The organism is Rouxiella silvae, from assembly GCF_002093625.1.
Lineage (GTDB): Bacteria > Pseudomonadota > Gammaproteobacteria > Enterobacterales > Enterobacteriaceae > Rouxiella > Rouxiella silvae.
On record NZ_MRWD01000004.1, the window covers coordinates 34,276 to 54,536 of the forward strand.

Annotated in this window: 16 protein-coding genes; 6 read left to right on the plus strand and 10 right to left on the minus strand. The window is 51.8% G+C overall.

Features of this window, described 5'->3' with window-relative positions:
• Positions 1-4 precede the first annotated feature (4 nt).
• Both glnL and glnA read right to left on the minus strand, forming a co-directional pair.
• Positions 5-1,054: a nitrogen regulation protein NR(II) gene (glnL, locus tag BS639_RS02730; protein ID WP_055773503.1), complete on the minus strand. Its 1,050-nt coding sequence runs from the start codon at positions 1,052-1,054 to the stop codon at positions 5-7.
• 238 nt (positions 1,055-1,292) lie between these two features.
• The gene (gene glnA / locus BS639_RS02740; protein WP_055773507.1) at positions 1,293-2,702 is read right to left on the minus strand and encodes a glutamate--ammonia ligase; all 1,410 of its coding nucleotides are present in this window, start codon (positions 2,700-2,702) and stop codon (positions 1,293-1,295) included.
• Between the two features lie 434 nt (positions 2,703-3,136).
• Between glnA and typA the strand changes: the two genes are divergently transcribed.
• The 5 genes from typA (at position 3,137) to fabY (ending at position 8,068) form a co-directional block, all read left to right on the plus strand.
• A complete protein-coding gene (gene typA / locus BS639_RS02745) occupies positions 3,137-4,960 on the plus strand; it encodes a ribosome-dependent GTPase TypA (protein ID WP_055773509.1) in 1,824 nt (607 codons plus the stop codon).
• A 214-nt stretch (positions 4,961-5,174) separates the two neighbouring features.
• Positions 5,175-5,777, plus strand: a complete 603-nt coding sequence (gene yihX / locus BS639_RS02750) for a glucose-1-phosphatase (protein WP_055773511.1) — start codon at positions 5,175-5,177, stop codon at positions 5,775-5,777.
• Between the two features lie 18 nt (positions 5,778-5,795).
• Positions 5,796-6,656, plus strand: coding sequence for a virulence factor BrkB family protein (locus BS639_RS02755; RefSeq protein WP_055773513.1), 861 nt, complete (start codon positions 5,796-5,798; stop codon positions 6,654-6,656).
• Between the two features lie 7 nt (positions 6,657-6,663).
• On the plus strand, positions 6,664-7,101 hold the full coding sequence (gene dtd / locus BS639_RS02760) for a D-aminoacyl-tRNA deacylase (RefSeq protein ID WP_055773519.1): 438 nt from the start codon (positions 6,664-6,666) through the stop codon (positions 7,099-7,101).
• A gap of 34 nt (positions 7,102-7,135) precedes the next feature.
• Complete coding sequence (gene fabY, locus BS639_RS02765; RefSeq protein WP_055773521.1) at positions 7,136-8,068, plus strand: fatty acid biosynthesis protein FabY; 933 nt, start codon at positions 7,136-7,138, stop codon at positions 8,066-8,068.
• A 53-nt stretch (positions 8,069-8,121) separates the two neighbouring features.
• Here the strand turns inward: fabY and BS639_RS02770 are convergent, their stop codons facing one another.
• The 7 genes from BS639_RS02770 to gmk form a co-directional block, all read right to left on the minus strand.
• The gene (locus BS639_RS02770; protein WP_084982212.1) at positions 8,122-9,807 is read right to left on the minus strand and encodes an AsmA family protein; all 1,686 of its coding nucleotides are present in this window, start codon (positions 9,805-9,807) and stop codon (positions 8,122-8,124) included.
• A gap of 163 nt (positions 9,808-9,970) precedes the next feature.
• Positions 9,971-11,401, minus strand: coding sequence for a nucleobase:cation symporter-2 family protein (locus BS639_RS02775; protein WP_173882065.1), 1,431 nt, complete (start codon positions 11,399-11,401; stop codon positions 9,971-9,973).
• A gap of 121 nt (positions 11,402-11,522) precedes the next feature.
• Positions 11,523-13,604 (minus strand): ATP-dependent DNA helicase RecG, encoded by a 2,082-nt coding sequence (gene recG, locus BS639_RS02780; RefSeq protein WP_084982213.1) that lies wholly within the window; start codon positions 13,602-13,604, stop codon positions 11,523-11,525.
• Positions 13,601-14,296 (minus strand): tRNA (guanosine(18)-2'-O)-methyltransferase TrmH, encoded by a 696-nt coding sequence (trmH, locus tag BS639_RS02785; RefSeq protein ID WP_055773526.1) that lies wholly within the window; start codon positions 14,294-14,296, stop codon positions 13,601-13,603. Before trmH ends, recG begins: the two co-directional genes overlap by 4 nt.
• A gap of 3 nt (positions 14,297-14,299) precedes the next feature.
• On the minus strand, positions 14,300-16,408 hold the full coding sequence (gene spoT, locus BS639_RS02790) for a bifunctional GTP diphosphokinase/guanosine-3',5'-bis pyrophosphate 3'-pyrophosphohydrolase (RefSeq protein ID WP_055773528.1): 2,109 nt from the start codon (positions 16,406-16,408) through the stop codon (positions 14,300-14,302).
• Between the two features lie 14 nt (positions 16,409-16,422).
• Complete coding sequence (gene rpoZ / locus BS639_RS02795; RefSeq protein WP_017493940.1) at positions 16,423-16,704, minus strand: DNA-directed RNA polymerase subunit omega; 282 nt, start codon at positions 16,702-16,704, stop codon at positions 16,423-16,425.
• Between the two features lie 54 nt (positions 16,705-16,758).
• The gene (gene gmk / locus BS639_RS02800; protein WP_055773530.1) at positions 16,759-17,382 is read right to left on the minus strand and encodes a guanylate kinase; all 624 of its coding nucleotides are present in this window, start codon (positions 17,380-17,382) and stop codon (positions 16,759-16,761) included.
• A 279-nt stretch (positions 17,383-17,661) separates the two neighbouring features.
• Here gmk and ligB point away from each other — a divergent pair, with 279 nt between their 5' ends.
• Positions 17,662-19,398, plus strand: coding sequence for an NAD-dependent DNA ligase LigB (ligB, locus tag BS639_RS02805; RefSeq protein WP_084982214.1), 1,737 nt, complete (start codon positions 17,662-17,664; stop codon positions 19,396-19,398).
• Here the strand turns inward: ligB and BS639_RS02810 are convergent.
• A complete protein-coding gene (locus BS639_RS02810) occupies positions 19,395-20,012 on the minus strand; it encodes a trimeric intracellular cation channel family protein (protein ID WP_055773533.1) in 618 nt (205 codons plus the stop codon). The genes ligB and BS639_RS02810 overlap by 4 nt on opposite strands.
• Between the last annotated feature and the right edge of the window lie 249 nt (positions 20,013-20,261).

Consider the following 20,261-nt stretch of genomic DNA (forward strand, 5'->3'; position numbering starts at 1 on the left):
AACCTCACTGGCGAATGGGCAGGAACACCGAGAATTCGGTATGTCCTGGCCAACTGTTAAATTCAACTTTACCCGAATGCTGGTCAATCAAACTGCGCGCGATGGACAGGCCCAGACCTGTTCCTCCCTCGCGGCCACTGACCATAGGGTAAAAAAGTGTATCCTGCAGATGCGCAGGAACGCCGGGACCGTCATCTTCAATATCAATGCGGGCCACCAGGCGATAGCGCACACCGTGCAGAGTAATTTGGAAAGCGGTACGCGTTCTTAACGTAATAGTGCCGCCTTCTTCTCCCAATGCCTGCAGGGCATTCCGGGTAATATTAAGCAGAATCTGCTCTATTTGATCCGGGTCGTGGGCCAGTTCCGGCAGGCTAGGATCGTAATCACGAACCAGTTGGACGTTATCAGGCTTCTCCATCGAGACCAGTTGGCAAACGCGCTCCGCAACCTGGTGGATGCTTTGCGTAATATGCTGGCTCGGACGCTGAGGGCCCAACAAACGGTCAACCAGATTTCGCAATCGGTCGGCCTGCTCGATAATGACTTTGGTATATTCCAGCAGGGAAGGATCGGGCAGCGCTTTCGACAAAAGCTGCGCCGCACCCCGTAATCCACCCAGCGGGTTTTTTATTTCATGTGCCAGCCCGCGAATAAGGTCCCTTGCGGCAACCTGCTGCGCGTGCTGAAGCTGTTCCTGACTCAGGCGACGCTGGTTATCCATCGGCGCCAGCTCAATCAGAATAAAACCTTCCGGCAAAGCCTGTGCGGTCAGCGACATAATGTGCGCCCGACCATCTACCACCAGGGTGACTTCGCTGTCGGTAAACCCTTGCCCAGCCTCAATACTTTCACGCATGAGCTCAATGTTGAGCGAAAAGTAGCCCACCAGATCGGGTAACGGTGTCCCGAAAAGCTTACGTGAACTCTGCGCTAATAATTGCTGAGCCGCCGGATTGGCGTAATGCACGGCCAAGTCGTCGTCCAACAGCAGAACGCTGTTGATAAGAGAATTAAGGATCTGCCCAGCATCGGGCAGCTTGCCGGTTGCCATACAGCAGTCTCCCGCACCTGATTGGTGCATTTAAACCGCTACCCGCCAAACAGTCGGGTCAGTGGTGTCACACAGGGAAGTCGCGTGGAGAAAAAAGCCCATCCGGAGATGGGCTAACGTTTCCACGGCAACAAAAATATCGAGATATTTTTTGCTCTGCACCCCCGCGAATGCACGGCGGTGCAGGATGTAAAGCTCAGAGAGCGAACCCATCCGCTCCCCAGCGCTACGGCGTTTATTAGACGCTGTAGTACAGTTCGAACTCTACTGGGTGTGGCGTCATGCGAATGCGGTCATTTTCTTCAGTACGCAGTGCGATGTAAGCATCGATCGCGTCATCAGAGAACACACCACCGCGGGTCAGGAACTCACGGTCTGCATCGAGGCAGTTCAACGCTTCTTCCAGAGAGCCAGCAACCTGTGGGATCTCTGCCGCTTCTTCTGGTGGCAGGTGGTACAGGTCTTTGTCCATTGCATCGCCAGGATGGATTTTGTTGATGATGCCATCAAGGCCAGCCATCAGCAGTGCAGCAAACGCCAGGTATGGGTTGGCCGCTGGATCAGGGAAGCGCGCTTCGATACGCATTGCTTTAGGGCTAGAAACGTGTGGAATACGGATTGAAGCAGAACGGTTACGCGCTGAGTAAGCCAGCATAACAGGGGCTTCGTAGCCTGGGACCAGACGCTTGTAAGAGTTAGTCGTCGGGTTAGCGTACGCATTGATGGCTTTTGCGTGCTTGATGATACCCCCGATGTAGTACAGCGCAGTTTCAGACAGGCCGCCGTATTTGTCGCCAGAGAACAGGTTGTTACCGTCTTTAGACAGAGACATGTGGCAGTGCATGCCTGAACCGTTATCGCCAAACATTGGTTTTGGCATAAAGGTCGCAGTTTTGCCAAATGCGTGAGCCACGTTGTGCACCACGTATTTGTAGATTTGGATTTCGTCAGCTTTTTTGGTCAGAGTGTTGAAGCGGGTTGCCACTTCGTTCTGGCCAGCGGTCGCCACTTCGTGGTGGTGAGCTTCAACAACCAGGCCCATTTCTTCCATGGTCAAACACATGGTAGAACGCAGGTCCTGAGCGGAGTCGACCGGAGGAACTGGGAAGTAACCGCCTTTAACTGCTGGACGGTGGCCTTTGTTGCCGCCTTCGTATTTGGTGCTTGAGTTCCATGCGCCTTCGATATCATCGATAGCAACGTGTGAACCCGAGATGCTGCTGCCGAAGCGAACGTCATCAAACAGGAAGAATTCTGGCTCTGGTCCGAACAGAACGGTGTCCGCGATGCCTGAAGATTTCAAGAAGTCTTCAGCACGTTTTGCCGTTGAACGTGGGTCACGGTCATAACCTTGCAGCGTGTTTGGTTCCACGATATCACAACGGATAATCAAGGTTGACTCTTCAAAGAATGGGTCAAGAACCGCAGTGCTTGGGTCTGGCATCAGAACCATGTCTGAGTCGTTGATTGTTTTCCAGCCGCCGATGGATGAACCATCGAACATTTTACCATCTTCAAAGAAGTCAGGGCTTACCTGGTGAGATGGGATGGTAACGTGCTGTTCTTTACCCTTGGTGTCGGTGAAGCGAAGGTCGATGAATTTAACTTCATTTTCCTTGATAATCGCAAAAACGTGTTCAGCGGACATACTAGTTCTCCCGAATTTCTCATTATGTCATCGTCGTGGAACGAAACGAATAATCAAACATTGTTGAAAATGGCGTGTGGCCTAAACAGCTTTTTTACTTCCTCTGATAAGACTCTTTTCACCCTGAATAGATGATTGCGAAATCTGTGCCAACTTTGTGAAAAAGGAGCAAAGGCCATTTGACGCGGCCTTTACCGTTATTGAGTATGCACCATAACGGAAATTATGCACCATTTTGGATCAATGCTGTCGGGGTGGTGAACCAAAATGGTGCACCAAATTGGGTCAAGGTGAGATTTGCACCGTGAAAGGGATCGTAAAATGACCAGACAGAACTTGTTTCGAAGAGAATCTTGTGAACTTGTTTAGAACCTAGCCTAATACGTGTACAATAGCGCGCTATTTCTATATTTCTAAATGCCTGAGGCAAAGCTGTGATCGAAAATTTGCGTAACATCGCCATTATTGCCCACGTTGACCATGGTAAAACTACCTTGGTTGATAAGCTGCTACAACAATCCGGTACCTTCGGAGAACGTGTAGAAGCCACCGAACGCGTAATGGACTCCAACGATTTGGAGAAAGAGCGTGGGATTACCATCCTCGCAAAAAACACCGCCATTAATTGGAAAGACTACCGCATCAACATCGTGGATACCCCAGGACACGCCGACTTCGGCGGTGAGGTAGAGCGTGTGATGTCAATGGTTGACTCGGTGCTGCTGGTTGTGGATGCAATGGATGGCCCTATGCCGCAAACCCGTTTCGTGACCAAAAAAGCATTTGCTAATGGTCTGAAGCCGATCGTGGTAATCAACAAGGTTGACCGTCCTGGCGCACGTCCTGACTGGGTTGTAGACCAGGTATTCGACCTGTTCGTAAACCTTGATGCGACCGACGAGCAACTTGATTTCCCAATCATTTATGCATCAGCACTGCTGGGTATCGCGGGCACCGACCATAACGATATGGCCGAAGACATGACCCCGCTGTACCAGGCAATTGTTGACCACGTATCTGCTCCACAGGTTGACAGCAATGGCCCACTGCAGATGCAAATCTCCCAGTTGGACTACAACAACTACGTTGGCGTTATCGGCATTGGCCGTATCAAGCGCGGCGTAGCAAAAGTTAACCAACAGGTTACGATTATCGATAGCGAAGGCAAAACTCGCAACGGTAAAGTCGGTAAAGTTCTGACCCACATGGGTCTGGAGCGTATCGAAGCTGCTACCGCTGAAGCGGGCGATATCATTGCTATCACCGGTCTGGGCGAGTTGAACATCTCCGACACCATCTGTGATCCACAGAATGTTGAAGCGCTGCCAGCACTGAGCGTTGATGAACCAACCGTTACCATGTACTTCAACGTAAACACCTCTCCGTTCTGTGGTAAAGAAGGTAAGTATGTGACTTCACGTCAGATTCTTGACCGTCTGAACAAAGAGCTGGTGCACAACGTGGCACTGCGTGTTGAAGAAACCGAAGACTCCGACGCATTCCGCGTTTCAGGCCGTGGTGAACTTCACCTGTCGGTTCTGATCGAAAACATGCGTCGTGAAGGTTTCGAACTGGCCGTTTCTCGTCCTAAAGTTATCAACCGTAAAATCGATGGCCGCATGCAAGAGCCGTTCGAAAACGTGACTTTGGATATCGAAGAACAAAACCAGGGTTCAGTCATGCAAGCCATGGGTGAGCGTAAAGGCGACGTTAAGGACATGATCCCTGACGGCAAAGGTCGTATTCGTCTCGATTACCTGATCCCGGCTCGTGGCCTGATCGGTTTCCGTACCGAATTCATGACCATGACCTCTGGTACTGGTCTGCTTTACTCCACTTTCAGCCACTACGACGACGTTCGTCCAGGCGAAATTGGCCAGCGTCAGAACGGCGTGCTTATCTCTAACGGCCAGGGTAAAGCGGTTGCGTTTGCTCTGTTCGGTCTGCAAGATCGCGGTAAGCTGTTCCTGGGTCACGGTGCAGAAGTGTATGAAGGCCAGGTTATCGGTATTCACTCACGTTCTAACGACCTGACGGTTAACTGCTTGACCGGTAAGAAACTGACCAACATGCGTGCTTCAGGTACTGATGAAGCAACGACGCTGGTTCCTGCTATCAAAATGTCTCTGGAACAAGCGATCGAGTTCCTGGATGATGACGAATTGGTAGAAGTAACACCTCTGTCTGTGCGTATCCGTAAACGTCACCTGACCGAGAACGACCGTAAACGTGCTAGCCGTGGTCCTAAAGAAGGTTAATCTTCTTCCCGGTTAAACGTTTTTCGTTAAGAGGGCACCTTCGGGTGTCCTTTTTTTTATCTACTTTTTCATTAAACAAGCATCAAGCTTGTATCCGTGTCACTGTTCAGACCTATGATTTACCGCTAACCTACTCTTTACCCATAACCTACTCTTTACCAATGAAGTAAGTTATTAATAAAGTAAGCTTCATCTTTGAAATCAGGAGCGTGCAATGCTGTATATATTTGATATGGGCAACGTGTTAATTGATATCGATTTCAAACGTGTGCTGGGCGTATGGAGCAATCTCAGCGGAGCCCCGCTGGCGCATCTCATTGAAAGATTCAAAATGGGCGAAGTGTTCGAGCAGCACGAGCGCGGCGAAATCAGTGATGAACAGTTTGCCGAGCAGCTTTGCCATGAGATGGGCATTGCGCTGAGTTTCGAGCAGTTTAGTGCCGGTTGGCAGTCTATTTTCATTGGCCTGCGTCCCGACGCTATTGCCGTGATGAAATCGCTGCGTGAGCAGGGTCATCGCGTGGTGGTGCTGTCCAATACCAACCGTCTTCACCTTGAGCACTGGCCAACACACTACCCTGAAATAGAGCAAAATGCCGATGCGATATACTTGTCTCAAGAGTTGGGGATGAGAAAGCCTGAACCGGCTATTTTCCAGCACGTGTTGGATAAAGAAGGCTTTAAGGCGCAGGAAACGGTGTTCTTTGACGACGTGGCCGAAAACGTCAATGCCGCCAGTGCGCTGGGTATCCAAGCCATTCTTGTCGTCGACAGCCAGACACTGCCGCGTCATTTCTCTGGAAACCAAATTACCTAAGTACACAAGGACGAAACAATGCCAAGGCTCCATCCCAGACTCAAGTCTGCAGCTCGTTTTAGCCACATGCTGTTTAAGCGCGCCGACAACGATGGATTAACCTTGTTGGCGGGGCATCTTGCCTATGTTTCACTGCTTTCACTGGTGCCGCTGATTGCCGTAGTGTTTTCACTGTTTGCGCTGTTTCCCGTGTTTTCAGATATTAGCACCCAGTTGAAGGATTTTATCTTTGCCAATTTTTTGCCCGCCACTGGCAATATCATTCAGCGCTATCTCGAACAGTTTGTCTCTAACTCGAGCAAAATGACGGCGGTGGGGACCTGCGGTTTAATTGTGACCTCGCTGCTGCTGATTGCTTCGGTCGACAGCGTGCTGAACAAAATTTGGAATACCCATTCCAGGCGGCCCATTGTTTACTCTTTTGCCATGTACTGGATGGTGCTGACGCTGGGACCCATTCTGCTGGTCGCCAGCGTGGCCATCAGTTCTTATCTTCTGTCGTTGAACTGGCTAAGCCTTAGCGGTGTCCACTCTATAGTGGACAGATTGTTACGGGCCTTGCCGCTCCTCATTTCATGGATTTCATTCTGGCTGCTGTACTCGATTGTGCCTAAAGCCAGCGTCCCGACTCGTGATGCGCTGATTGGCGCGCTGGTTGCCGGTGCACTGTTTGAGCTGGGCAAGAAAGTCTTTGCGCTTTATGTGCAGCTGTTTCCTTCTTATCAGCTGATTTACGGCGTACTGGCGGTGATCCCGATTCTATTTTTATGGGTCTATATCAGCTGGTGTATCGTGTTGTTGGGGGCTGAAATCACCGTGACACTCGGTGAGTTTCGTGCACAAGAGCCTGACGAAGAAACCGCGTTGCAGGAGAAATAGAGTCGTTATGATTGCGTTAATTCAGAGAGTTTTACAGGCCAGCGTCACCGTAGACGGCGAAGTGTGCGGTGAGATTGGCTCAGGTTTGCTGGTATTACTGGGTGTTGAGCAGGGCGATGACGAGCAAAAAGCCAAGAAGCTGTGCGAGAAAGTGGCCGGTTACCGCGTGTTTGGCGACAGCGAAGGAAAAATGAATTTGAACGTGACTCAAGCGGGCGGCGGTCTGCTGGTGGTATCGCAGTTTACGCTGGTTGCCGACACTCAGAAGGGCACGCGCCCCGGTTTTTCGCGCGGAGCAGCACCGGCAGACGCCGACCGGCTGTACCAATATTTCAATGGTCAGTGTCGCGAGAAAGGTATTCATACCGAAACAGGTCGTTTCGCCGCGGATATGAAAGTGGCTTTGGTCAACGATGGTCCCGTGACCTTCTGGTTACAGGTCTGAAGCAACGGCGCATCGCCTGAGAGAGAAAGTATCTATGTATCATCTTAGAGTTCCCGTTACCGAATCAGAACTGGCTGCCTATTACAAATTTCGTTGGGAAATGCTGCGTAAACCTCTTCATCAGCCTGAAGGGTCCGAGCGTGATGCTTATGATGCCATGGCGCACCATCAAATGGTGGTGGACGAGCAGGGTGAAGCTGTTGCCGTAGGGCGCTTATATATTAATGCCGACAACGAAGCCTCTATTCGTTTTCTTGCGGTTAATCCTAACGTGCAGGCTAAAGGGCTGGGGACGCTGGTTGCGATGACGTTGGAGTCCGTTGCGCGCCAGGAAGGGGTAAAACGCGTAGTGTGTAGCGCCCGTGAAGACGCCGTTGAATTTTTCGCAAAGTTGGGGTTCATCAACCAAGGTGAAATCACCACCCCGCAGACGACGCCGGTGCGCCACTTTTTAATGATCAAACCGATCGCCACGCTGGACGATATTTTGCATCGCCCAGACTGGTGCGGTCAGTTGCAGCAGGCTTGGTACGACCATATTCCACTGAGTGAAAAAATGGGCGTAAGGATTAGCCAGTATACCGGCCAGCGTTTTGTCACCACCATGCCTGAAAACGGCAATCAAAATCCACACCACACTCTTTTTGCCGGCAGTCTGTTTTCACTGGCGACGCTGACGGGCTGGGGACTTATCTGGCTGCTGCTGCGTGAAAGACATCTTGGCGGCACCATCGTGCTGGCCGATGCACACATCCGCTACAGTTCACCGGTAACCGGAAGGCCTCGGGCGATAGCCGATCTCAGTTCGATAAGCGGTGATCTCGACAGACTGGCAAAAGGGCGTAAGGCTCGAGTACAGCTAGACGTACAGTTGATGGGTGAAGAGGGAGAGGGCGCGGTGTTTGAGGGAACTTACCTGGTGTTGCCGGCCTCAGCCGATGCGCCTTTAGAGCCGTCGATCAATTAATAACAAGCCCGGCTTGTACCGGGCTTGTCAGCTAATTCAAATAATAAATTTATTTATTGAGCAGGCCCCGTGACACCTTTGGTCATTTGCTGCTGGACCTGCTTACCGTCATTACCCGTCGCGTGAAGCGCCCCGTTTAGCGTTGGTTTGAAATCAACGTTGGCGGGCATCTGCCCCTGCAAATCTAGCTGTAGGTTCACATTGCCCTGTAACGGAATTTCCGGCCATCCCCAGTTTTGCAATTCGTTGGCAGGCACCGCGCGGCCGTTCAGTTTCACCGTGAAGTCACGCTGTGGCTGCTGGCTCACGGTGGCGGTGGCCTCTAGCAGCCCCTCTTTGGTAAAGGCGCTCAGCTCGGTAATGTTAACCTTGTCAGTGCTGGCTTCCAGCGCCAGGGAAGGACGGCGAACGTCATTCTTATTAAAGGTGGCGTCGCTGGCATTAAGATTCAGCTTGCCCGACCAAATTCCCCACTGATGATTATGTGCCAACTGTAGGTTGGTACCAAAACCGTCGAGCGAGGTAAGCTGGAACGGGAAATCAGGTGATATATCGATGATCAGGTTGCGGTTAGCCGTAAACTTGTCGACCGAGACTTCTGACAGCCAGTCCGGCAGCGTATCAACCCACAATTGTCGCCAGTTCGGCGGCAGCGTGTATTCCAGGGCGGCAACGCTGACATCATCAAGCTTCAAACTTTTGGTTGCGCGTTCCCAACTGCCGGTAGTGCGCAGCAGACCGCCTTCCCAGCGGGTGCCGAATTGTCGAATGGCAACGCCCTGAGAGGAGAGGTCGAGGTTGACGATAGGATCGAGGAAGTGCAGATTGCCGTTAATCAGGTCGGTGGCATTCAGCGACAGTTGTCCGTCAGTACTCTGCCAGTCACCCTGCTGCAAAGTGACGTCGGTGATGGTCATGTCCAGATCGGTGAACGCCCAGTTTTGGCCCTGAAGGCGAGCATCAATCAGATCCAGGCGTTTTATGTCCACTTTCGGCAGCTTCACAAACTCCTGCCAGAAGGTAGAAATAGGCTGTGCGCTTTGCAGCCTGATGTTGCTCAGACGCAAATTATCCAACGTCCAGCTGCCGTCGATGCTGCGACTGGCTTTACCTGTGAGCTGCCCACGCGCCATATCGGCACCAAAATTACTCAGTGTCAGCTGCTGATTGTTTATACGTCCTTGAATCAACACATTATTAGCCGGAATGTCGTCCAGCGCCAGCGTGTCTGCACTCAATTGGAATTGGGCATTATTGCCTAATACCGCGTTCTTGGCCGGCTGCCACGGCGTAATTCCCGCATTCACGTTTTTGCCTGCCACTTTCCACTGCTCAAGGCTGCCGTTCAGCGCAATATTATTTAACTGCAACGTATTGGCCTGCATCGGCAGATTCAGAGGGGATGGAGAGAGGTTCAGCGTGCCGTCTACCAGCACCAGTCGGTCGAAAAAGCGCGGATCGGTAATTTGACGCCAGCTCAGGTCGAAATCAACTTCGTTGGCATCAAGCACGTCAGGCTGATTCTTTTCACCAAACTTCACGCCTGAAAGCGTGATGCGCGAAGGGGTAGACCAGGAGTGATCGACTTTATCAAACGACAAACGATATTCACTGTTATCGCTTACCCAACGGCTAAGCGAGCCAGCGGCCCAACGTGTTTGCAGTAAAACGTACAGTATGACGATTGCCAGAACCAACAGCAGAGCTATTGTCAGCAGCAATTTACCGATAAATTTCATCGTCTGAATCCATATCCGTTGAGAAAGTCGGAAAAACGTACACCTGTTTATGCCGTAATCAGCAATCTTTCTCAATAGGTTAACATGTTACAGGCAATAAAAAACGGCGGGGGGATAACCCTACCGCCGTTGTTGAACCTAGGTTGTCCCTGTTTTCACAAGATTAAGGTTCGCGTGGGAAGACTAGGTTCAGCACGATGGCCGTAATACCGCCTGCTGCAATGCCGGAAGAGAGCAACGTTTTGAGCCAGTCTGGTGCAAATTGCAGGATCAGCGGTTGTTGCGAAACGCCCATGCCCACGGCCAGTGACAACGCCATGATCATAATCGCACGGCGATTAAGGCGCTCTCTCGACACGATGCGCACGCCAGATGCAGCAATAGTGCCAAACATCACGATAGTCGCCCCGCCAAGCACCGGTTCGGGAATATGTTGCACAAAACCCGCCACCGCCGGAAACAGACCCAGCACAATCAACATCAGTGCTACCACGAATCCGACATAGCGGCTGGCAACGCCGGTCAGCTGGATCACGCCATTATTCTGGCCGAAACAGGAGTTGGGGAAGGTGTTGAACACCGCAGACAGCATCGAGTTCAGGCCGTTAGCCAGCACGCCGCCCTTGATGCGCTTCATATACAGCGGGCCGCTGACCGGCTGCTCCGAAACGTCGGAGGTGGCGGTGATATCACCGATGGTTTCCAGCGACGTCACCATAAAGATAAGCATCAGCGGAATAAGCAGATTCCAGTCGAAGCCAAGGCCATAATAGAGCGGGGTAGGCAGGGTTATCCAGTGCGTTGTTGCAGCCGGTGTCGCAGCGGGCAGCATGTCCATGCCCCAGGCAACCGCATAGCCCACGGCCATGGCTATCACCAGCGAGGCGACACGCAAGTAGGGGTTACGCTGGCGGTTGAGAAGAACAATCACCACCAGAACCACGGCAGCAAGAATCAGGTTTTTAGGCGCACCAAAGGTGTGGTCGCTCATCGCCGCGTAGCCACCGCCAATAGACGTTAAGCCAACTTGAATCAGCGACAGGCCGATGATCATCACCACAATACCGGAAACCAGCGGGGTAATAATGCGGCGCGCAAGATGCAGTACGCGGGAGAGTAAAATCTCGGTGCACGACGCGACCATAAGCGTGCCAAACAGTGCGGCCATCATGGTCGGCACATCCGCCCCGCCATTTTTAATCGCCATGCCACCCATAATTAACGGTGCCACAAAGTTGAAACTGGTTCCCTGAATGGACAGCAGGCCTGAACCGACCGGACCCCAGGTTTTAATTTGCAGAATTGACGCCAAACCGGAGGCAAACAGCGACATACTGATAATGTGCTGAGTATCCTGAGCGGGCAGACCCAAAGCCTGACAAATCAGCAGCGCGGGAGTGATAACAGCAACAAACATCGCCAGCAGGTGCTGACAGGCCGCAAACAGCGTTTGTGGCAACGGCGGGCGGTCTTCCAACCGATAGATTAATTCACTGTTGCGTGTGGTTTCTGGCGATTGGCGCTGAGCCTCTGGCTCGGCAGATTGTGTTGTCACGTTGGGCACCCTGTTAAGCCGAAAGCGGGCATTTTTCATGATCTTGGGCACAAAAGCAATCGTTTGCCAGCGGCATTTTTATCGGCCAAGACGCAAATAATTAGCCGATGCAGCTGTCTGATATGACTTAATCAAGTGGGGGGTATTTTTGATAGGGTTATCAAGCGTTAGTGTAACGAACCCGCTCGGGCAGCCAGCGTTCGATAAGCGCACGTGCATGTTCGGGATACTGCTGCTGAATATGGCGGGCGATGCGCTGAACTTCTGGGATCATCGCCTGGTCGCGCAGTAAATCGGCGACTTTAAATTCGGCGCTGCCGGTTTGTCGCGTTCCCAATAGTTCGCCTGGACCGCGTATCTCCAAGTCCTGCTGTGCGATGACAAAACCGTCGTTGCTGTCGCGTAATACTTGTAAACGCTTCTGCGCGGTTTTGCTCAGCGGCGTTTTATACAACAGCACGCAGTGGGAGGCGATAGCACCGCGTCCAACTCGGCCGCGCAGCTGGTGCAGTTGCGCTAGACCCAAACGCTCGGGGTTTTCAATAATCATCAGGCTGGCATTGGGCACGTCGACGCCAACCTCGATAACCGTGGTGGCAACCAGTAGCTGTATTTCACCCTGCTTGAAATCCTGCATAATCGACTGTTTTTCCTGCGCTTTCATGCGACCGTGAACCAAGCCAATCTTCAGCTCCGGCAGGGCGATTTTCAGCCCTTCCCACGTAGCTTCCGCCGCCTGAGCCTCGAGCATTTCCGACTCTTCAATCAGCGTACAGACCCAGTAAGCCTGGCGATTTTCTTCCATACAGGCACTTTTCACCCGCTGGATAATGTCGCTGCGGCGGGTATCAGGAATAGCAACGGTAGTGACCGGCGTACGGCCAGGCGGCAGCTCGTCGATAACCGAAGTATCAAGATCTGCATAAGCGGTCATCGCCAGCGTGCGGGGAATTGGCGTGGCGGTCATGATCAACTGATGCGGATGAAACCCCTGCTGCTTGCCCTTTTCCCACAGCGCCAAACGCTGGTGGACGCCGAAGCGGTGCTGCTCGTCGATAATGACCAGTGCCAGTGCTGAAAACTGAATTTGTTCCTGGAAGATGGCGTGAGTGCCTACCACCATCGATACCTGTCCGCTGGCAATCGCCTCCTGCTGGGCGAGACGCGCTTTGCCTTTTTGCTTTCCGGCCAGCCAGCCGACCTGAATTCCCAGCGGCTCAAACCACTGGCGGAAGTTATTGGCATGCTGCTCGGCAAGAAGCTCGGTCGGTGCCATCAGGCCCACCTGCTTGCCTTGAGCAATGGCGCAAAGTGCCGCGAGTGCGGCGACCAGCGTTTTGCCCGAGCCCACGTCACCCTGCACCAGACGCATCATCGGGTAGCTCTGAGCCAAGTCTTTTTCAATTTCGGCAACCACGCGACTCTGCGCGCCGGTCGGGCTAAACGGCAGCGACGCTAAAAATGCGTCCATCAGCTGATGATCTTTTACCAGCGGCAGCGCTTTGTAGCTCTGCGTTCCGGCACGCACCGCCAGCATGCTGAGGTTATGCGCCAGCAGCTCTTCCATAATCAGTCGGCGCTGTGCTGGATGCTGACCCTTTTCAAGGTCGGCAAGCTGCATATCAGGCGGGGGACGATGTAACAAATGCAACGCCTGAGACAGCGGCATCAGCGTGCGGCTGAGCTCCTGCGGCAGAAGTTCGACGATGGGTTGGGTATCAAGCAGCGATAATGCCTGGTCTGTCAGCTTGCGCAGCGTGGCCTGACGAATACCTTCGGTGGTGGGATAAACCGGCGTCAATGATTCCTGCAAAACGACTTCGCTGTTTTCGCCCTGCACGCGGTATTCGGGGTGAATAATCTCGGCGCCAATCGTCCCGCGCTTTATCTCACCATAGGCGGTAACTCGACGACCGGCGGCGAGGCTATTTTTCATCGCCGCATTAAAGTTAAAAAAGCGCAGGGTTAGCAGACCGGTGCCGTCGCTTATTTGGCAGGTGAGCATGCGACGACGGCCAAAACTGATGTCTGTACGCAGCACTTCGCCTTCGACGGTAGCGAAAATCGCAGGCAGTAAATCGTTTATGGCGTAGAGGCGTGTGCGGTCTTCATAGCGTAAGGGAAGATGAAGCAGTAAATCCTGAATGGTTTCGAGGCCGATTTTTGCGAGCTTTTCTGCCTGACTTGCACCCACGCCGGTCAGGGACGTAAGCGGGACGGCATCCAGCAGGCGGCCCTTCATCTGGCAACCGTCATTTGCATCGCGGCCCACCAGGCGTCATCGGCAACAATGCTGCCGGTATCGTCGATGAAAGGGCGAGGCAGTTTTTTTCGCAACGCTACATTCGCCAGCACGGGATATCCGCCCTCAAACAGCAGGCGCTGCTGCTCTTTTTCTTTTAAAACGCTGGCTGTGCGCTGATACATGCCGGCATTCTGACGTTGGCGCTGTGCTTCATAAAGAATCAGCGCCGACGCCACCGAGACGTTGAGAGACTGCACCATGCCTACCATCGGGATCACGATATCGCTGTCGGCCAGTGCCAACGCTTCAGGAGTGATACCGGTTTTTTCCTGACCCAACAGAATACAGGTTGGGCGGGTATAATCGATAGTACGGAAATCTACCGCTTTCTCAGACAGGTTGGTCGCCAGAATTTGCATGCCCATTGCCTTCATTTTGGCAACGGCGTCTTGAATTGTCTTGTGCGTTTTGACCTGCACCCAACTATTGGCACCCGCGGCAAAAGAACCCTGCGTTTTCATTCGACTGGTCGGCCAAACGGCGTGAACCTCATGAACGCCAACGGCATCGGCGGTACGGATAACCGCAGACACGTTATGTGGCTTATGCACCTGCTCCATACAAACAGTCAGGTCAGGTTGGCGTGCTGCCAGCATTTCACGGATGCGCGCATAACGTTCAGGAGTCATTAGCTAGTTTCTATTTCGCGTAACTTTAATTACATCCGGCATGATACGAATTTTACGCATAATGTTAGCCAGATGAACGCGGTCACGGGTGCTCAGGCGGATAAACGCGCTGTAAACACGTCCGTCTTTTTCTTCGCTGCTTAGGCTTTGGATATTTGACTGCGCCGCATTAATTGCGGCGGTCAGATTGGCCAGTCCGCCTTGATGATTGAACATGTCGACTTTAATCTCGGCGACAAATTCCTGCTCGGTTTCCTGATCATCCCACTCAACGGCCATGAACTTCTCAGGCTCTTTTTGATAACCACGAATGTTTCGGCAAGACTCGTGGTGAACCACAAGGCCTTTACCCGGACTAACGTGAGCAATAATCGGGTCACCCGGAATAGGACGACAGCATTTCGCAAAGGTGATCAGCACGCCATCTGCACCTTTAATCGGCAGATTACGTGAACCCGACGAGGCCATCGAAGACTGGTCACCCATCAGATTTTTAGCCACCACCAAGCTCATGGCATTCCCTAAGCCGATTTCAGCCAGCAGGTCGTCCATGGCGGCAAGCTTCATGCGGTCGAGCTCTTTCTTGATATTTTCCGGCGGCAGGTCGGTAAGTTTACGCCCGCTTCCCAGTGCATGATTTAACAGACGGCGACCAAGTGAGACAGAGTCGTCACGTTTGAGATTTTTCAGCATCTGACGAATTTTTGCCCGTGCTCTCGAGCTGACCACAAAGTTTAACCATGCCGCATTCGGACGTGCGCCCGGCGCGGTGATTATCTCGATGGTCTGGCCGCTGGTCAGCGGCTGCGAAAGCGGGTAAGGCTGGCGGTCAACGCGTGCACCGACGCAGGCATGGCCGATATCGGTATGCACGGCGTAGGCGAAGTCGACCGGCGTCGCGCCGGCAGGCAGCTCAACGATGCGGCCTTCCGGTGTAAAGACGTAGATTTCATCAGGGAAGAGGTCAGATTTAACGCTCTCGATGAATTCAAAGGAGTTACCGGCACTCTGCTGAAGCTCGAGCAGGCTTTGCAGCCAGCGCTGAGCGCGAATTTGCGCCGTCGTGCCGTTGCTTTCGCCGTTCTCTTTATAAGCCCAGTGCGCCGCCACGCCCATCTCTGCCATCTGGTCCATATCTTCGGTACGGATCTGAACTTCAACCGGCACACCGTGTGGCCCGATTAATGACGTATGCAGAGACTGATAGCCGTTGGCTTTTGGTATGGCGATATAATCTTTGACCCTGCCCGGGCGAGGCTTGTAAAGGCTGTGCGCCTGACCGAGTACGCGGTAGCAGGTGTCCAACTCTTTAACGATGACCCGAAAGGCGTAAATATCCATAATCGAATGGAAACGCTGCTCTTTCAGATGCATTTTGAGGTAAATCGAGTACAGGTGTTTTTCACGCCCGCTCACTCGGCACTGAATGCCGGCTTCGGTGAGGCGTCCCTCAATCTCGGAGAGGATTTTTTGGATCATCTCTTTACGATTACCGCGCGCGGCTTTCACCACTTCTTTGATAACGCGATAACGATTGGGGTACAACGCCTCAAAACCCAGCTCTTCGAGCTCGGTTTTGAGGTGATGAATACCCAGCCTGTGCGCCAGAGGGCTATAAATCTCTAGCGTTTCACGGGCAATGCGGCGACGTTTGTCTGGGCGAAGAGAGCCCAGCGTGCGCATATTATGAGTACGGTCAGCCAGTTTGATCAAAATGACGCGGATGTCTTGCACCATCGCCATGATCATCTTGCGGAAGTTCTCCGCTTGAGCTTCTTTTTTGTCCTGGAATTTCAGCTTGTCGAGCTTTGAAACGCCCTCAACCAGTTCAGCAACGCTTTTACCAAACAACTGCTCCATGTCCTGGTAAGTTGCTGGCGTATCTTCGATGACGTCATGCAACAGCGCCGCCATCAACGTTTCATGGTCGAGTCTCATCTCAGCTAATATACAGGCCACAGCTACTGGGTGAGTGATATATGGCTCACCGCTCGAGCGTGTCTGACCCTCGTGCGCGTCCCGCGCGACGAGGTATGCCTGCACGAGGCGCTTGATCTGGTCCTCTGGCAGGTATTTTTGAATCAGCTGATTCAGGCTTTCAAAGATGTACAAGATAGACCCGCTAATTAACTAGGACGACGGCCTTCGGCGATAGCAGTAACTGCTTGAATCTCGGTGGCTTCTTGCTCTTTTTGCTCCTGACGATCGCGCGCGTCGAGGATCTGATTGGTGATCAGGCCTTCTTCGATTTCACGCAGGGCAATAACGGTAAATTTGTCGTTCTCTTCAGCAACCAGTGGATCTTTACCACCAGATTGCAGCTGGCGTGCGCGGCGAGCAGCCACCAACACCAGGTCAAAACGGTTACCAATTTTTTCTACAGCGTCTTGAACAGTTACGCGTGCCATATATGTGCTACTCCACTGGGGGACGAAAGACTGGGCATAATACTGAAAGTGTCTTCAGTCTGCCAATAGTTTGGTGATTAATCCGTCATGACGAAGCTTTTGACGGCTCAGACGAAGACGTTCAGCGCGAATAATGGTTTTGAGATCCGATAAAGCCAAATCGAAATCATCATTCACAATTAAATAGTCGTACTCAGCGAAGTGAGTCATCTCGGCAACGGCCTGCGCCATGCGTTTGGCGATAACGTCTTCGCTGTCTTGACCACGGCCACGCAGGCGGCGATCGAGTTCATCTTTCGACGGAGGCAGCACAAATATACTGCGTGCTTGGGGCATGCGCTGGCGAATTTGCTGCGCGCCCTGCCAGTCGATATCTAAAAACACATCAACGCCAGAAGCTAAAACTTGTTCAATGGCCTTGCGTGAGGTGCCGTAATAATTACCGAACACTTCGGCATGTTCTAAAAACGCATCCTTACCGATCATCTCGCAAAATTCGTCTTTAGAGACGAAAAAATAATGCTCTCCGTCTTTCTCACCAGGCCTTACCTGACGCGTGGTATGAGAAATCGAAACCTGCGTGTCGTATAACGGTTGAGTTTTCAGATAAGCCTGAATCAGACTTGATTTACCTGCTCCACTGGGTGCGGAGACAATATATAGCGTGCCTTGAACCATGTTGACGTTTCAGCTGATTGAGTTGATATGAAAATACAGAAGAGTGATCTTCGGCACAGTATACACGTTCGCCGCTTTTGGTGCAGCGTTCCGACACATTTGAACGCAAGTAATCCGGATAAAACAGTTGAAACTCGCTCTTTTGCGAGGCTTATTCCATTAAATCGCTGTAATTTTGTAAGATCCGTAAAAGTTTCCGCGACGTCTTGGAATAAAGAGTTTTGCCGCTGGCGAGATGCTTTGCATGCGCATTGAATAAGCGCAACAAGGAGAGTCGGCATGCAATATTCACGGTTTATTACATTGATTTTAATTCCATTTATCTCTTTTTCCGCTTATTGCTCAGCTTCATCGCGTTGTCCACCGTGGTCGCCAACGCGTTTTGAGCAAGAGATAGATAAACTGTCGTCACAGCTTGACGGTTGGGATATTGAATATCACCAGCGTGGCAATAGCCAAATTGACGATGGACTTTACGACAGCCTGCGTGAAAAACATAAATTTTGGCAGGTATGTGTCAAAAAAGTCGCTACAGAACCCGTTCTCCCAAAAAGCAAAGCCCTTTTACTGCATCCCATCGCCCACACCGGCTTAAAAAAACTGCCGACTCAGGCTGATGTTGAAAGATGGATGAAGGGGAGGCACAAGCTGTGGATCCAGCCGAAAATCGATGGCATCGCAGTAACTCTTGTTTATCAGCAGGGCCACCTAATTTCGCTATTAAGCCGCGGCGATGGTCAATATGGACAAGACTGGACGAATAAAGCTCGCACTATTTCTGCCATACCTCTACAAATTCCTGATGTTTCGGCGCGCGTTATTTTACAGGGTGAACTTTTCCTGCTGATGAACGGACATCAGCAAAACGCGTCGGGCGGTGTAAATGCGCGTTCGAAAGTCGCGGGTGCCATGATGCGAAATTCTCCGTCAGCGCCATTACCAAAAATGGGTATTTTTATCTGGGAATGGCCTGATGGGCCAGAGCACATGCAAGCTCGCCTGCAACGGTTGAAAGAGATCGGGTTCCCTCTAACCGCTGAATACACTCAGGCCGTTAATAACTTTCAGCAGGTAAGCGACTGGCGAAATTATTGGTATCAGCACCCTCTGCCCTTTGCGACCGACGGCGTAGTGATTCGCCAGCAGGACGAGCCCGAAGGACGCTTTTGGCGTAACCGTCCCGCCAACTGGGCTGTCGCGTGGAAATATCCTCTGGTGCGTAAAGACACTGAAGTTGTTGGCATTGAAATCTCGGTTGGGCGCAGTGGAAAGCGCTCAGTGGTTTTACTTCTTGAACCGATCACGCTCGATGATAAACAGGTTTCGCGCGTCAGCGTTGGGTCACCCAAAAAACTCAAGCAGTGGGGGATTGTTATTGGTGATCGGGTGGTTGTTAGTTTGGCAGGCCAGGGAATACCACGTCTTGATGAAGTCGTTTGGCGTGTGGCGCTTCGCGATGAAAATCCAACCTTGATGGAGAAAACCATCGAGAATAAACAATCGGATATTTTTTCCTGTTTTGAACTCGATACACCCTGCCGAGAGCAGTTTCTGGCACGGTTAGTGTGGCTCAGCGGGCCTCAAGGATTGAACATGAGTGGATTTGGCCCCGGCACCTGGAAAAAATTGCTCGATGCCCAACTCTTCACGTCACTGACGGGGTGGCTTTCTCTGAGTCAAGATCAGCTAAAAACGGTACCCGCCGTCGGAGAAATACAAGCCGGTAAGCTTTTTGCACAAATTGAACTCTCACGGCAGAAGAGCCTGCTGCGTTGGATCTCTGCACTGGGTTTCCCTGCCGCTGGGTTAAAAATGATAGAGAGGTTGGATTGGCCCAAAATGCAGGTAATGAGCGCCGAACAGTGGCAAGTGGGGCGTGGGGTCGGTAGCAAAAGCGCGGAACGGATAATGCGTTTTATTCAACATCCGAGCGTAATTGCTTTGATTGAGACGCTACAGCAGGAGCAGTTGCCAGCGTTCAACTCGACTGGCAGTTTAGGGGACAAAATTGATTAGTGATCAGAGTCTGGATAATTAAACACCGGCAGGCCAAGCTTTAGGCGTAGGGCAATCAGTCGGGCAATGAAACCGGCTAACAGCGTCACGATTACCACCAAATTTTGTGGAATGGAGAAATGTTGCAGACCGATGTAGAGCCAGGCAGAAGCAAAAGAGATACCGCCGTATATTTCTTTCTGAAATACTAGGGGGATCTGATTACACAGCATGTCGCGCAGCACGCCGCCAAATACGCCGGTAATCACAGCGGCAATGGAAGCAATCAGTGGCCCATGGCCGGTATCCAGCGCTATTTGCGTCCCTATAATTGAAAACACCACCAAGCCCAGCGCATCGAGCACTAAAAACATTTTACGCAAATGTTTCATCAGTGGAGCAAGCCAGGTGGTGAAAATGGCCGCAGCCGCGACAATCAAAATGTACTGTGGATGCTTAACCCAACCTAGCGGGTAATGGCCTAAAACCATGTCACGCACGGTTCCGCCGCCAATGGCCGTTGCGGCGGCAATAATAATGACGCCAAACAGATCCATTTTTCGACGCCCAGCAGCCAGCGCGCCAGTCATGGCTTCAGCAGTGATACCAATAATGTAGAGAACAGTGAGCAACATAAAATTTCGCCAATCGAAGAACCATAGAGATTTACTCACTATAGGGTAATAAGCTTTAGTTTGAGTATCGACTGAGTTTTCTTTTAATTTTATCTTCGGATTACTTTATCTCATCCTATTGGCTTTAAAAGTCATTGAATGTCTATCTTGTAAATAATGACGCTAATATTTGCATTATTTTAAATAGGGCAAATCCCACGTTCATTGTCGCTTCCAACCCCTTCGTTTTACTTTATTCTACAAATTAGC